A 14,791-nucleotide genomic window follows, 5' to 3' on the forward strand; every position below is an offset into this window, starting at 1 on the left:
GAGCGTTTTCACGACGGGTGAAAACGCTCTTGTCCTTTGATGCCGCATTTTCCGGGCTGTCGACCGTAAACGGTCCAGTTGAAAATGCCCTATCCCACGACCTGAAGTTCCGAACCTTCTCCGCGTAGCCGGCGCAGCATCGCGGCCTGCGTCCGCGCGCCGGGAAGATCATGATAAAGCTGAACATAATCGGCCGCCATCCGCTCTGCCGTGAAGCGTGCGTCAAAGGCGGCGCGCACCTGTGCGCGGTCGAGTTCGTGGAGTCGGCGGACCGCCGCGACCGCTTCATCCTCGCTCTCGACGATATAGCCCGACTGGCCATGGTCGATCACCTCGGGGACGGAGCCGCAGCGGAAGGCGACGACCGGCGTGGCGCAGGCCATGGCCTCTATCATCACCAGGCCGAAGGGTTCGGGCCAGTCGATGGGGAACAGCAGGGCGCTTGCCCGGCCCAGGAATTCGGCCTTCTGCGCCTCGTTGATCTCCCCGATATAGTGGATATTGGGATAGCGTTCGACCAGCGGCGCGATCTCCTCCTCCCAATAGGCGCGGTCCACCGCATCGATCTTCGCCGCGATCCGCAGCGGCAGTCCGGCGCGGGCGGCAATGCGGATCGCCCGGTCGGGGCGTTTTTCGGGCGAAATCCGTCCCAGAAAGGCAAGGTAGCCGTCGCTGGGGCCGGTGCGGGGCGGCAGCAGGTCGGCCGGCAGCCCGTGGTGGATCGTCCTTGCCCAGTTCACCGGCGGCATCGGCAGCCGCTGATGGTCGGAAATCGACACCAGGCTGTGATCGGGAAAGGCGCGGTAGAAGGCGGGAAGATCGGGCAGGTCCAGCCGGCCGTGCAGCGTCGTCACCGTGCGGCCGATGAAATCCTGGACCAGCGGCATGTGCAGCAGGTCGATATGGAAATGCAGCGCGTCGAATTCGTCGGCCCGGCGGCGCACGGCGTCCAGCAGGATCATGTGATAGGGGATGGGGTCGCGCACGTCGGGATTGAGCCGCAGCGCCATGTCTGTCACCGGCACCAGTTCCGCCGCGGTCACGGAGTCGCCACTGGCGAACAGCGTCACCTCATGACCCTGACGCACCAGTTCCTCCGTCAGGTAGGACACGATGCGTTCGGTACCGCCATAGAGGCGCGGCGGCACGCTTTCGGCAAGCGGAGCAATCTGTGCAATTTTCATGGTCGGGCATCCCTTCGAAGATCGCGCCGCCACCGATCCCCCGACCTGCGGTGGGCGCCCCCGTTAAAAGCGTGAAAGGCCCGCAGGTTGCATGGCGATTGCGCTTCCATGTCGGGATTTTCCGGTGGGCGGGCCTTTTTCGGCCGGTCGACGGAAAGCGCCCGTCCGCATCATTTTTCGCGCCGCTGACTTCGGACTGACATAGTCGCCGCTTAGGTGAGCGACAGCGAAAATCTGGCCGGCCGGTCTGAAGTGGGGCGGACATGGCCTTGAAATATGGAGAGCAATTTGACGGTCATCACGATCGATTTCGAGGCATCGTGCCTGCCCCGACACGGCCTGTCCTATCCCATCGAAGTCGGTATCGCCCGCAAGGGCCAGGCGCGAAGCTGGCTGATCCGGCCGCATGACGATTGGGCCGGATGGCATTGGTCGGCCGAGGCGGAGGCGCTGCACGGCCTGAGCCGCGACCGGGTGGAGCGCGAAGGCCTGCCCGTCGAAACCGTGCTGGCCGAACTGGCCGACGCCTGCGCGGGGCAGCGGATGGTGGCCGACAGCATGATCGACCAATATTGGCTGGACACGCTGGCCGACGCGGCGGGGCAGGCGACGCCCTTCCTCATCGATCATGTCTCGCTGCTGCTCGACGAGCATCGCGCGGGCGAGCGGCAGATCATGGAAGCGGTCGCCCTTGCCGACTCGGTCCAGCCGCATCGCCACCGCGCGGCGAGCGATGCGCTGTGGCTGGCGTCGCTGCTGGATCATATCGCCGGCCGGACGATCCATGCCCCTGCCCTGATGCGCATGGCCTGACCCGTCCTCCCATTGGAAGACCGGGAGGAGTTCCATGCGCCTGCCGCAACCGGAAAATGCTTGAGCAACAATTTGTAACGCTCGGCAAATTTCGGAGACATTCAGTGCGCCTAAACCCTGACCGACCATGTCCGGTCGTCAGGGAGAAGGCCCCATGTTGCTCATTCTCGCATCCAGCGCGGCGGCCCTTGCCGTCGCCACGCCGATCCACAGCGCTGAAATCACCCATGCTTCGAACGCCTATCGGGCGAGTTACGAGACCGAATCGACGGTCCGCTTCCGCGAGGTCGAATCGCGCTTCGCCAACCGGCCGTCCATGCCGGTGTGCCGCTGGCAGGCCGAACTGGTCGTGAACCGGGACGTCGCGACGCAGGGCCGCACGCTGGCCGCCGTCGCCAAGCCGATCCATCGTTTCGCCCCGCTGTCGGGCAGCCATGCCGGCGGCTGCACTGCCGCGCGCGACGAGATCGAGGCGGAAGTCGCCCGCCACGCCAGCGCTCGCGCCGCCGAAGCGGTCGCCGTGGCGCAGCGGGACCGTTCGGTATTGCTGGGCGAGCTTGACGGCATTCATGCGCTGTCCGCGAAGGACGCCGTAACCGGCGGATGAGTCCACCGCTGATATTGATCGCGGAGGCCCAGCAGGATGTGCGCCATGAAGTGCGCCAGTCGCTGGAGGAAAGCGGGTTTCGGGCCCTGGCCGCCGCCTCTGCGAACGAAATCTGGAATGCCATGGACAGCATGCCCGTGGGAGCGGTCGTGCTGGACGCCGCGCTGCGTGGCCCGGACGGCATGGACCTGTGCCGCGACGTCCGGGACCGCAGTGACGTGCCGATCATCCTGGTGGGCGCCAACAGCAGCGAGGTCGACCGGGTGGTCGGGCTGGAACTGGGCGCCGACGATTATATGGCGAAGCCCTATTCGACCCGCGAACTGGCCGCCCGGCTGCGCGCGGTGCTGCGCCGTGGGCGCAACGAGCGCGCCCTTGGCGTGCGCCGCCCGGCCGAGGCGCGGTTCGAAGGATGGGTGGTGGATTCCTCCCGGCGCGAAGTTCTCGATCCCGACGGCGCGCAGGTCGATCTGACCGCCGCCGAATTTTCGTTGCTGCTCGTGTTGCTCGACCATCCGCAGGTGGTGATCGCCCGTCCGCGCCTGATGGAACTGGCCGGCGTGCGGGACGCGCCCTCGTCAGACCGCAGCGTCGACGTGCTGGTCAGCCGGCTGCGGCGCAAGCTCAGCCATGGCGGCCGGCCCGCGCCCATCGTTACGGTGCGGGGCGGCGGATATATGTTCAGCGCCGTGGTCGACCGGCGCTGAGCCGAACCGGCGCGGTCGAATGTTTCCCATCCATTACATTGATTCCGTTGGAAAATCGGACGAGCCGTCCTGTCGATCGCGCTTTCCATCGCTCAGACATATTATTTAACAAAGCCGCTGCGACGCAGCAAAAACGCTTCCCTATTGTGCATCCTCAAGGCCGGTCTGCCCCCTGACCGGCCATCAGATAAGAAGGATGCAACGACATGAACGATCTGATCGGTCGCGTCTTCAGCTTCGAAAGCCATGTCTTTCCGAACCAGAGCGCGCTTTACAACCGCCTCGCCAGCGACGGGCAGAGCCCCAAGGCGCTGATGATCTCCTGCGCGGATTCGCGCATCGTGCCGGAACATATCATGCAGGCCGATCCGGGCGACCTGTTCGTCTGCCGCAATGCCGGCAACATCGTGCCGCCCCATGCGACGCAGAATGGCGGCGTGACCTCCACGGTCGAATATGCCGTCATGGTGCTGGGCGTGCGCGACATCATCGTATGCGGCCACAGCGATTGCGGCGCGATGAAGGCGCTGTCCACCAATGCCGACCTGAGCGCCATGCCCAATGTCGCCGCCTGGCTGCGCCACAGCCATGCCGCCCAGAAGGTGTGTCGCGAAAGCTACCCCGCCGACCTCAGCGATGCGGAGAAGCTGCGCAACATGGCGCTGGAGAATGTGGTGGCGCAGCTCGCCCATCTGCGCACCCATCCCTCGGTGGCGTCGGGCATCGCCCGCGGCGAGATCGCGCTGCACGGCTGGTATGTCGACATCCATGCCGGCCAGGTTCTGGGTCTTGACGGCGAGACCGGCCGTTTCCTGCCGCTGCGCGAAGGCCAGCCGCTGCCCGTGGCGCTGCCCCATGCCAGGCGTCTGGCGGTCGACATCGCCTATGCCGAGGCCGCGGAGTAAGCTCATGCTCAAGGCATTTTCCGGCGGCACCTTCAGCCGCGACTTCACGGCGTCCATCGTCGTCTTCCTGGTGGCGATGCCGCTCTGCATGGGTATTGCCATTGCTTCCGGGGTGCCGCCGGAAAAGGGCCTGATCACCGGCATGATCGGCGGCCTGATCGTCGGCCTGCTGGCGGGTTCGCCCCTTCAGGTCAGCGGCCCGGCGGCGGGGTTGGCGGTCATCGTCTTCGAAATCGTGCAGAAACAGGGACTGTCCGCCCTTGGGCCGATCCTGATCCTGGCCGGCGCCATTCAGGTGATCGCCGGGCTGCTGCGGGTCGGGGGCTGGTTCCGCGCGATCTCCCCCGCGGTGGTGCACGGCATGCTGGCGGGCATCGGCGTGCTGATCGTCGTCGGTCAGTTCCACGTGCTGTTCGACGACAAGCCGCTTTCCAGCGGCCTTGCCAATCTGATCGCCATGCCGGGGCAGATTTTCGGCCTCAGCAACCAGGACGCGGCCACCGCCTTCGCGGTCGGCCTTGTCACCATCGGCGGCATGCTGGGGTGGGAAAAGCTGCGTCCGGCCTCCATGAAGCTGCTTCCCGGCGCGCTGGTGGGCGTGGTGCTGGCGACGCTGGTCGCCTTCTTCCTCGGCCTTCCGGTCGCGCGCGTCGTGGTGCCGGAATCGATCGTCTCGGCCATTTCGCTGCCGGGCGACAATCTGGTCCAGCAGCTCCTGAACCCGACGATCATCACCACGGCCATCGCCATCGCCTTCATCGCCAGCGCGGAAACGCTGCTGTCGGCGGCGGCGGTCGACCGCATGCATGACGGCGTGCGCACCAATTACAACCGCGAACTCAGCGCCCAGGGCGTGGGCAACCTGCTTTGCGGCGTGGCCGGCGCGCTGCCGATGACGGGCGTCATCGTCCGCAGTTCGGCCAACGTCCAGGCCGGCGCCAGGACGCGGCTGTCGACGATCCTGCACGGCATCTGGATCCTGGGCTTCGTCGCCCTGCTGCCGTGGCTGCTGCGGGAAATCCCGATGGCGGCGCTGGCGGGCATCCTGGTGGTGACCGGCGTGCGTCTGGTCAGCGTGGACCATGTGAAGCATCTCCTCCACCGCTATGGCCCGCTGCCGGCCGTGGTCTGGGCGGCGACGCTGATCTGCGTCGTGGCGACCGACCTGCTGACCGGCGTACTGGTCGGCATCGGCCTCTCGCTGATCGAGCTTCTGCCCCATGCCCGGCGTCTCCGCCTGGGCGTGGACGAGGAAGCACGCGACGACGCGCATGAAGTCGCGCTGCACGGCACCGCCACCTTCCTCAACCTGCCGAAGCTGTCGGCCAGGCTGGAGGCGCTTCCCGCCGGGCGGCTCGTCATCCTGAATGTCGAGCGGCTCAGCCATATCGACCATACTTGCGCGGAAATGGTCCGCGAATGGGTCGACCGCCGCCGCGGGACCGGCGCGCAGGTCGAACTGTTCGGCGCCACCGGCCGCATGCGCCACCTCGCCGCCTGATCCTTCACCCCCTCGTCAGGCGTTGAACGAACCGCCGCATCACCCTTGGGCGATGCGGCGGTTTTTCGTTAAGATGCAAACTGGAAACATAATAGAAATATTCAGAAGACTGTAAGACAATAATCGTGTTGCGGACATCACAGTGCCTTCATGTCCTTTCGCATTTGCGAAAAAGCCATTTCCCCAATTCGCCTTATCCCCATAACCTGCTCTCGATCCGCCGGTATCGAAGACGATAAGACAAGAGATCTTCGGACGGAGCGGACGCAGGACGGAACATTCTTACGTAAAAGGGGAATGTTCATGAAGTATCAGATTGCCTGTGCCGCGCTTGCGCTGCTTTCCAGCGCTCCGGCTTTCGCTCAGGAAGAGCCCGCAGGCCCCGTCACCGTCACTGGCAGCGTCGGCCTGGTTTCCGACTATCGTTTCCGCGGCGTGTCGCAGAGCGACCGTGGCATGGCCATTCAGGGCGGCATCACCGCCACGCATGAAAGCGGCTTCTATGTCGGCACCTGGGGTTCGAGCCTTGGCGGCTGGGGCCGTTTCGGCGGGTCGAACATGGAACTCGACCTGGTCGCCGGCTATTCCGCCGCGTTGGGCGAGGGCACCACGGTCGACGTCGGCCTGACCTGGTACATGTATCCGTCGGGCGCCGACAAGACCGACTTCGCCGAACCCTATGTGAAGCTGTCCCACCAGTTCGGCCCGGTCAAGGGCCTGGTCGGCGTCGCCTATGCTCCCAAGCAGGAAGCGCTCGGCAAGTGGCAGAGCAGCGCCACCAGCGGCATCGACGATCCAGGCGACAAGGAAGACAATTTCTACGTCTGGGGGGATCTGAGCGCCGCGGTTCCCAACACCCCCGTCACGCTGAAGGCCCATATGGGCTGGTCGAACGGCAATTCGGGCCTGGGCCCCAACGGCACCTCGATCGCGCCGACCGGCAAATATCTCGACTGGCTGGTCGGCGCCGACCTGGCCATTCCCGGCACGCCGCTGACCGTGGGCGTCGCCTATGTCGACACCGACATCGCCAGGGTCGAGGAAGAATATCTGCGCCCGAACTTCATGGTCAATGACAGCAAGGACTTCGGCAAGTCGATCGCGCGCAGCACGATCCTCTTCTCGCTGAGCGCCGCTTTCTGATTCCATGCTCCGGGCCCGGTTCGCCGGGCCCGGAGCATGCTTCTTTCCCGGTCGTGACAAATTGTTTCTGCTGTCGCATCCGGGCGCTTCCCGCCGGCCCTGCGGTTGACCCGGGGTCCGGCCGTCCTTATCCCGCTGTCATGCCCATAGCCGTGCCGACATTTTCATGACCGCGCCGACCATCATCCTTGTCGAAGACGACCCGCCGCTGCGCACCCTGACGGCGCGGGCGCTGCAGGAGCATGGCTATCAGGTCCGCCCGGCGTCCTCCGGGCCGGAGATGTGGGTGGCGTTCGATGCCGGGCCGGTCGACCTTGTCGTGCTGGACGTCATGCTGCCGGGCACCAACGGCATCGATCTCTGCCGCCAGATCCGCCGCAAGAGCGACGTTCCCATCATCTTCATCAGCGCCAAGGGCAGCGAGACCGACCGCATCGTAGGGCTGGAGCTGGGCGCGGACGACTATCTGCCCAAGCCCTTCGGCACGCGCGAGCTGATCGCCCGCATCCGCGCCATATTGCGCCGCGTCGGCGTGGAGCGCGGGCCGGACGAGCATCGCGAGAATGAAGCGCGCTTCGACGGCTGGATCGTCAACTTCCCCCGGCGGGAACTGCGGTCGCCGACCGGCGCCATCGTCGACCTGACCGGCGCGGAGTTCGACCTGCTGGGCAGCTTCCTCAGCCATCCGCAGCGCGTCATCGCCCGCGAGCGGCTGATCGAGCTTTCGCGCACCCGCATGGGCGACAGCAGCGACCGCAGCATCGACGTGCTGGTCAGCCGCCTGCGCCGCAAGCTGTCGACGCAGGATCGCACGGCGCCGATCACCACCGTTCGCGGCGTCGGCTATATGTTCAACGCGGAGGTCAGCCGCGCTTGAGACGGCATGTCAGCCTGGTCGGGCAGATTTTCGCGATCCTGCTGCTGACCCTGACGCTGGAATTCGCCGTCGGCATCTTCCTGAACGAACGGTCCAACCACCTCTCGCTGCAGGATGACGAGGCCCGGCGCCTGGCCGAACATCTGGTCATCGCGCGCAAGCTGCTGACCGAACATCCGCCGGACGAGCGGCATGCGCTGTCGCTGCAACTCACCACCGATCGCTACGACGTGCACTGGACCCCGTCCTCGCCGCCGCCGCCGGCGCTGGCGCCGGGGCTGGAGCGGATGCGCCGGCAGATCGTCAACTGGGAACCGACGCTGGAACAGTCGGGCCTGTGGCTGCGCCTCGCTTCGCCCGGCCGGGTTTCGGAGATCAATGGCGGCCTGCGGCTGGCAGATGGAAGCTGGCTTTATTTCGGCATGCGCCATAGCGGCGGCAAATGGACCTTCGCCATCGGCCGCATGGGGCTGGCGCTGATCCCGGTGCTGGCGCTGCTGATCGTCGGCGGCATCATGATCCGGCGGACGCTGGCGCCGCTGCGCGACCTGACCCGCGCGACCGAGCGCATTGGCCTGAGCGACGAAGTGATCGTGGAGGAGGGCGGGTCCAATGACGTCCGCAACCTCATCCGCGCCTTCAACGCCATGCAGAAGCGCATCCATCGCCTCATCACCGAACGGACGGAGACTCTGGCGGCGGTCGGCCACGACATGCGGACCCCGCTCGCCCGGTTGCGGCTGCGGCTGGAGAACCTGCCCGACAATGAAGCGCGGGAGGCGATCGAGGGCGACCTCGCGGAAATGGGCGAGATGATCGATTCGCTGCTCGCCTTCCTGGGCGGCGAGAAGAATGGCGAACCGCCGGTGCGCACCGATCTGGCCGTGCTGGTGGCGACGGTGGTCGACGCCTTCCAGGATCAGGGCAGGCAGGTCGATTATGCGGGGCCCGACCATCTGGAAATGGCCGTGCGGTCGCTCACCCTGCGCCGGGCGATCGTCAACCTCATCGAAAATGCGCTGCACTATGGCAGCCGCGCCCGCGTCACGCTGGAGCGCCGCGACCGGGAGGTGCTGATCCGGGTCGACGATGACGGGCCCGGCATCCCGCGCGACAAGCTGGACGAGGTGTTGAAGCCCTTTGCGCGTCTGGACGAGGCGCGGCAGCGCAACACGCGCGGGCTTGGCCTGGGTCTGGCCATCGTCGCGCGGGCCGTGGAACTGGAGGGGGGCGAACTGACCCTCGCCAACCGGCCCGAAGGGGGATTGCGGGCGGAAATCTGCCTGCATCTTCCCGCCGATGCCCAGAAGCGCTGACAAAAGAGAATCTGCCTGCCCCCAAGCAAAACTCATTTACTGGCGGGCGGGATGCCGCGCTATGCCGGGCGTCTGTATGAAAAGAGGCGCTTATGACGGCAGAAGGCGAAAAGGAAATCGCCCAGGGTTATTGGGATATAGACAGGCTGGCGACCGAGCTGGGCGCGGTGCGGCGGCGCTGGCGGCAGGGGCAGGACCACCACGCCGAATATGGCGCGGAGGGATTTCCGTCGCGCGCCACGCTGACCAAGATCATGGAGGCGCTGTGCGGTGCGCTGTTTCCGCTGCGCCTTGGCCCCAGCTTCGTGCGCCTGCATAATGAGGACGCCTATGTCGCCCAGACCCTGCAGACGGTGCTGAGCCGGCTTTACGGACAGATCAGGCTGGAACTGATCTATGCGATGAAGGACGAGCCGATCGCGCATGTGGACCGGGAAGCGTCGCGCATCATCGGCGCTTTCGCGGAAAGCCTGCCGGCCCTGCGCGAACTGCTCGACAGCGATGTGGAGGCGGCCTTTCTGGGCGATCCCGCCGCGCGCAGCGTGGATGAGGTGCTGATCTGCTATCCCTCGATGATGGCGATCACGCACCATCGTCTGGCGCATCGGCTTTATCAGCTGGGCGCGCCGCTGGTGGCGCGGATCATCTCCGAAATCGCGCATGGCAGCACCGGGATAGACATTCATCCGGGTGCGAGGATCGGGCACAGCTTCTTCATCGACCATGGCACCGGCGTGGTCATCGGGGAAACGGCGATCGTCGGGGACCGGGTGCGCGTCTATCAGGGCGTGACGCTGGGCGCGCGCAGCTTTCCGGCCGATGAGAAGGGCGCGCTGGAAAAGGCCCTGCCGCGTCATCCGATCATCGAGGACGATGTGGTGATCTATGCCGGCGCGACGATATTGGGGCGCATCATCATCGGCAGCCGGTCGGTGATCGGCGGCAATGTCTGGCTGACCGACAGCGTGCCCGCGGACAGCAACGTCCGCCAGGCCAAGGCCCATTATGAAGTCACCAGCCGCGTGGAAGTGTCCGCGCCCCATCGCGTCCACGCGCTGCTGGAGGAAGGGCGCGACGGGATAGCGGAGAATATCTGAGGCGGCAGCGAGCCTCCAAAAACTTCGTCATTCCCGCCTTCGCGGGAATGACAGGTTTATTGATTTACTCCGCCGCGCAGCTATCCCCGTCCCCGGCGATCAGGTCGAGGCAGCGTCCGTCGATCTGGTCCTTCGGCACCGGCAATTCGATCAGCGCGGCCAGCGTCGGCATGATGTCGACCGTTTCCACGCCGAGCGGCTGTTCGAAATGGGCCAGCCCCTTGCGCCAGAACAGGATCGGCACGCGGCGGTCGGTATCCCAGGGCGAGCCATGGGTCGCGACCGATCCCATCACCGCCGCTTCGGGGATCGACATGACGCGCGGCTTCAGCAGCAGCAGCAGGTCGCCCGAACGCTGCGGGTCGAAGCTGGCGCGGGCTTCCTGGATCAGCGACCAGCTTTCCGGAGGGCCGGAGGGGGAGGGGGTGGCGGCGATTTCCGCCCTGGTGAAGACGACCTGCACCTGCGGGTGAGCGCGGAGAAGGGCCAGGGCCGCCGCTTCCACCCTGTCGCGCTGGGCGGCAGTCAGGCTGCGGTCGAAATAGAGGTCGCCCGCCGGGCCATCGCCCCAGATCAGCGTCTTGCCCATGATGCCGGTCCTTTCCGCGACCGCCGCCGACAATGCCTTGGGCGTGAGCGCCCTGTCGACGCGCTGCTCCATCGGCATGGCGTTCATCCGGTGCCGCTCGGGCAGGTCATGGCCGCCATGGTCGGCGGTCAGCACCACGGCATAGTCGATGCCATCCTTGTCCAGCCGGTCGAAGAAGGCGCCCAGTTCGCGGTCCAGCCGGTCGACCTGGATGCAGCTTTCCGTACCCTCCGTGCCGTAGGTGTGGCCGATATAGTCCGTCGCGGACAGGCCGATGGAGATGATGTCGGTCTGCGCCTGCCGGCCCAGGGCCATGCTTTCGATGGCGGCGGCGGCGAAGGCGAGGGTCATCGCATCCTGCTCCGGCGAGATGCGGAAGGCCTTGTAATCGCCCGCCTCGCGCGCGAAACGGCCGGTGCCGACGATCCGGTCGCCCGCCTTCACCGGAAAATCCTTGGCCGCGCATTGCGGCGGCAGTTCGAAGCCGGGATTGCCCTCTGCCAGACGCTGGGCCATCACCTCATTGACCCTGGCGACCAGCGGCGGCGTCGCCACGCCCTTGTAGCTGACATAGCCCTTCGGCCCGCCCAGCCACCAGACCTGATCGGCCGTCGGTCCGCCCATCATGATCGCCGCGCGGTCCTTGCCCGCGACCGATACGACGCGCGTCGCCGGATTGGCCGCCTTCATCCGCCCGCCCAGCGTCGGCACCCTGAGATGCGTGGGCGAAGCCTGGTAATTTTCGCTGTCGGTGCCCGGCTGCGTCTCATCCTCCGCGCAATAGACCAGCTTGTCGGCGCGGGCGGTGCGCAGGTCGAACCAGCTATTGGCGATGATGCCGGTGCGCGACGGGCGGCTGCCGGTCAGGATGGTGCTGTGGCCGGGGCAGGTTTCGGTCGCGGCATGGCTTTGATAACCGCGCGGGAAGACGATGCCCTGTTCCGTCAGCCGCTTGAGGCCGCCGCTATAATATTGGCGATATTCGCTGAACAGATCGGCGGAAAACTGGTCGACGGCGATGGCGACGATCAGCCTGGGCGGGGCGGAAGGCGTGGGAGTGGCCGCTGGTTGGGCCAGCGCGGGCAGCGAACTGGCGATGAGCAGGGTGGCGGCGACTTTTTTGAACATGGGGGAGGAGACCTTCTGATGCCTTGACGGCGCATGCAAGCGGACCTAGCCCCCTTGCGTCCACCGGAACAGAGGCCCGATGCGGATTTTTCATGTCCTTCTGATGACAGTGCTTTTGCTGTTCGCGCCAGCCATGGCGCGGGCGCAGGGCGCGTTCGGCGGGCGCGCGCCGCATATCGCGGCGGAACTGACCGCCGAAAGCGCCGTGCCGAGGCCGGGCGAGGGGCAGGCGTCGGGCACGACGATCGCCTTTTCCATGACGCCGGAGCCGGGCTGGCACGGCTATTGGGAAAATCCCGGCGATGCGGGGTTGGGCATGACCGTGAAATGGACGCTGCCCAAGGGGGTCGCCATCGGCCCGCTGCGCTATCCGGTGCCGGAGACATTGTTGATCTCCGGCCTCATGAACCATGTCTATGAGGGCCCCTATGGCGTGCTGGCGAAGCTGACCGTCGCGCCGGACGTGCCCAAGGGCACGAAGCTGCCGATCCGCGTCCGCGCCGACTGGCTGGCCTGCACAGACAAGGTCTGCGTGCCCGAGGGGGCGGAACTGGCGCTGGACCTGATGGCGGGCGACGGCTCCGTCCTGCCGGGCAGCAGGGCGCAGTTCGACGGCTGGCGCAGCCACCTCCCGCGTCCGCTGGGCAGCGAGGCGGCCTATGCCATGGCAGACGGTCGCCTGCGCCTGTCCATTCCTTTCCCCGCGGCGGCGAGCGCCCGCGACGTCCATCTTTTCGCGCTGGCCGACGGCCTCATCCGCTATGCCGCCCCGCAAAGCGTCATGCGGCAGGGCGATCGGCTGCTGATCGAAACCGAAGCCGGACAAGGCATGAAATCCGGGCCGGTCCAGGCCGTCCTGCGCACCGGCGACCATGTCGGTTTCCTGCTGACGGCACGGCCCGGCGCGGTTGCCGCCGCGCGGCCCGCCACCTTCCAGACCGTCTTCCTCGCGCTGGGCGGCGCGCTGGTCGGCGGCCTGCTGCTCAACATCATGCCCTGCGTCTTTCCGATCCTGGGGCTGAAGGCGATGAAGCTCGCCCGCGCGGGGGGCGATGAGCATGTCGTCCGGCGGGAGGCGCTGGCCTACAGCCTTGGCATCATCCTCACCTGCCTCGCGCTGGGCGGCCTGCTGCTGGGCCTGCGCGCGGCGGGCGCGGCCGTGGGCTGGGCGTTCCAGTTGCAGGACCCGCGCATCATCCTGCTGCTGTTGCTGCTGGTGACGGCGATCACGCTCAACCTCGCGGGGCTGTTCGAACTCAGCGCCTTCGGCGGCGGCGACAGGCTGGCGGACAAGGGGGGCGCGTCCGGCGCCTTCTGGACCGGCGCGCTGGTCGCCTTCGTCGCCACGCCCTGCACGGGACCGTTCATGGGCGCCGCCATGGGCGCGGCGCTGGTCCTGCCGCTCGGCGCGGCGCTGGCGATCTTCGCGGGGCTTGGCCTTGGCCTGGCGCTGCCCTTTCTGGCGCTGGCCTATATCCCGCCGCTCCGCACGCGGTTGCCCAGGCCCGGCGCGTGGATGGGGCGGCTTCAGAAGATCCTCGCCATCCCGATGGCGTTGACCGCGCTGGGCCTGCTGTGGCTGCTCGGCCAGCAGCGCGGCGTTACCGCCATCATGCTGGGCATCGGCGCGGCGCTGATTCTCGGTGCCGGCCTGTGGTGGCTGGGGCGCAGGCAGCGTCACGGCCGGCGCGGCGGGCTTGCCATGATCTGCGCGGCGCTCATCCTCTTCGCAGGCGCCGCCATTTTGTTGCCGGCGCATGCGCCGGCCGCCGCGGCATCGGCCCATGGCGTCCCCTTCGACGAGGCCCGCCTCGCCAGCCTTCGCGCCGCGAAAAAGCCGGTTTTCCTTTATTTCACCGCCGACTGGTGCCTGACCTGCAAGGCCAATGAAGCCGCCGCCATCGATCGCGAAGAGACCCGCGCGGCCTTCAAAAGGGCGGGTGTCACGGTGATGGTGGGCGACTGGACCAATGCCGACCCCGCCATCACCCGCTTTCTGGAAGGGCAGGGGCGTTCCGGCGTCCCGCTCTACCTCTGGTATGCGCCGGGCCGGGAGGCGCAGACATTGCCGCAGCTTCTGACGCCCGCCACGCTGACGGCGCTGGTGCCCTGATGGCCAAGGTCCGCGCCGATCAGCTGCTCGTCGACAGCGGCCTTGCCGAAAGCCGGGCGCGCGCGCAGGCGCTGATCCTGGCCGGCCTCGTCTTCCTGGGCGACCGGAAGATCGACAAGGCCGGGCAGCAGGTCGCCGCCGACGCCGGGCTGGAGGTGAAGGGCCGCGACCATCCCTGGGTGTCGCGGGGCGGCATCAAGCTGGCCCATGCGCTGGAACATTTCCATATCGACGTGACCGGCGCCGTCGCCATCGACGTCGGCAGTTCGACCGGAGGCTTCACCGACGTCCTGCTGACGCATGGCGCGGCGCGGGTCTATGCGGTGGACAGCGGCACCAACCAGCTTGCCTGGAAGCTGCGTTCCGACCCCCGCGTCATCGTCCATGAACAGACCAGCGCCCGCATCCTGACCGCCGATCACATCCCGGAGCCGGTGGACATCATCGTCTGCGACGCCAGCTTCATAGCGCTCGCCAAGGTGTTGGACCGGCCCTTGAGCTTCGCCCGTCCCGGCGCGCGCCTGGTCGCCCTCATCAAGCCGCAGTTCGAGGCGGGGCGGGAGGAAGTCGGCAAGGGCGGTGTCGTGCGCGATCCCGCGATCCATGAACGGGTGTGCAACGACGTCCGGGAATGGGTGTCGTCGCGGGGGTGGCAGGTCGAAGGCATAACCGCCAGCCCGATTACCGGCCCACAGGGCAATGTCGAATTTCTCCTCTTCGCAATATTTGGCGGATAATCCCATCCTGTTCGTTTCGCCGCTATAGTCATCATCTGCGACAAATGCCCATTTGAGTCGCTTGCAAAGGCCGA

The 14,791-nt window shown here is 66.8% G+C and carries 13 protein-coding genes; 11 read left to right on the top strand and 2 right to left on the bottom strand.

Annotation, left to right across the window (positions count from 1 at the left end; translation table 11 throughout):
- Positions 1–89: 89 nt before the first annotated feature.
- Positions 90–1,184 (bottom strand): glycosyltransferase family 4 protein, encoded by a 1,095-nt coding sequence (locus tag EGM87_RS00765; RefSeq protein WP_025550370.1) that lies wholly within the window; start codon positions 1,182–1,184, stop codon positions 90–92.
- 288 nt (positions 1,185–1,472) lie between these two features.
- On the opposite strand from EGM87_RS00765, the gene EGM87_RS00770 reads away from it, so the two are divergent.
- From EGM87_RS00770 to epsC, 9 genes are all read left to right on the top strand, one after another.
- Positions 1,473–1,997, top strand: a complete 525-nt coding sequence (locus EGM87_RS00770) for a 3'-5' exonuclease (RefSeq protein WP_025550372.1) — start codon at positions 1,473–1,475, stop codon at positions 1,995–1,997.
- A gap of 154 nt (positions 1,998–2,151) precedes the next feature.
- Positions 2,152–2,604 (top strand): hypothetical protein, encoded by a 453-nt coding sequence (locus tag EGM87_RS00775; RefSeq protein ID WP_048577381.1) that lies wholly within the window; start codon positions 2,152–2,154, stop codon positions 2,602–2,604.
- Complete coding sequence (locus EGM87_RS00780; protein ID WP_025550376.1) at positions 2,601–3,311, top strand: response regulator transcription factor; 711 nt, start codon at positions 2,601–2,603, stop codon at positions 3,309–3,311. Before EGM87_RS00775 ends, EGM87_RS00780 begins: the two co-directional genes overlap by 4 nt.
- A 206-nt stretch (positions 3,312–3,517) precedes the next feature.
- Positions 3,518–4,216 carry a carbonic anhydrase gene (locus EGM87_RS00785; protein ID WP_025550378.1) on the top strand — a complete coding sequence of 233 codons (699 nt, stop codon included), beginning with the start codon at positions 3,518–3,520 and terminating at the stop codon, positions 4,214–4,216.
- 4 nt (positions 4,217–4,220) lie between these two features.
- A complete protein-coding gene (locus tag EGM87_RS00790; protein ID WP_061936878.1) occupies positions 4,221–5,717 on the top strand; it encodes a SulP family inorganic anion transporter in 1,497 nt (498 codons plus the stop codon).
- A gap of 297 nt (positions 5,718–6,014) precedes the next feature.
- Positions 6,015–6,860 carry a TorF family putative porin gene (locus EGM87_RS00795; RefSeq protein ID WP_137709302.1) on the top strand — a complete coding sequence of 282 codons (846 nt, stop codon included), beginning with the start codon at positions 6,015–6,017 and terminating at the stop codon, positions 6,858–6,860.
- Positions 6,861–7,026: 166 nt separating this feature from the next.
- Positions 7,027–7,737, top strand: coding sequence for a response regulator (locus EGM87_RS00800; RefSeq protein WP_025549717.1), 711 nt, complete (start codon positions 7,027–7,029; stop codon positions 7,735–7,737).
- Positions 7,734–9,053 (top strand): ATP-binding protein, encoded by a 1,320-nt coding sequence (locus tag EGM87_RS00805; RefSeq protein WP_025549716.1) that lies wholly within the window; start codon positions 7,734–7,736, stop codon positions 9,051–9,053. Before EGM87_RS00800 ends, EGM87_RS00805 begins: the two co-directional genes overlap by 4 nt.
- A 92-nt stretch (positions 9,054–9,145) precedes the next feature.
- Entirely contained in the window at positions 9,146–10,150 is a 1,005-nt protein-coding gene (gene epsC, locus EGM87_RS00810; RefSeq protein WP_025549715.1) for a serine O-acetyltransferase EpsC, read from the top strand.
- 64 nt (positions 10,151–10,214) lie between these two features.
- On the opposite strand, the gene EGM87_RS00815 is transcribed toward epsC, so the two are convergent.
- Entirely contained in the window at positions 10,215–11,867 is a 1,653-nt protein-coding gene (locus EGM87_RS00815; RefSeq protein ID WP_137709301.1) for an alkaline phosphatase family protein, read from the bottom strand.
- A 79-nt stretch (positions 11,868–11,946) separates the two neighbouring features.
- Here EGM87_RS00815 and EGM87_RS00820 point away from each other — a divergent pair, with 79 nt between their 5' ends.
- Together EGM87_RS00820 and EGM87_RS00825 are read left to right on the top strand one after the other, a co-directional pair.
- A complete protein-coding gene (locus EGM87_RS00820) occupies positions 11,947–13,980 on the top strand; it encodes a protein-disulfide reductase DsbD family protein (protein ID WP_137709300.1) in 2,034 nt (677 codons plus the stop codon).
- Complete coding sequence (locus tag EGM87_RS00825) at positions 13,980–14,717, top strand: TlyA family RNA methyltransferase (protein WP_103000997.1); 738 nt, start codon at positions 13,980–13,982, stop codon at positions 14,715–14,717. Before EGM87_RS00820 ends, EGM87_RS00825 begins: the two co-directional genes overlap by 1 nt.
- Positions 14,718–14,791 lie beyond the last annotated feature (74 nt).

This window comes from Sphingobium sp. RSMS, assembly GCF_005406185.4.
GTDB lineage: Bacteria > Pseudomonadota > Alphaproteobacteria > Sphingomonadales > Sphingomonadaceae > Sphingobium > Sphingobium fuliginis.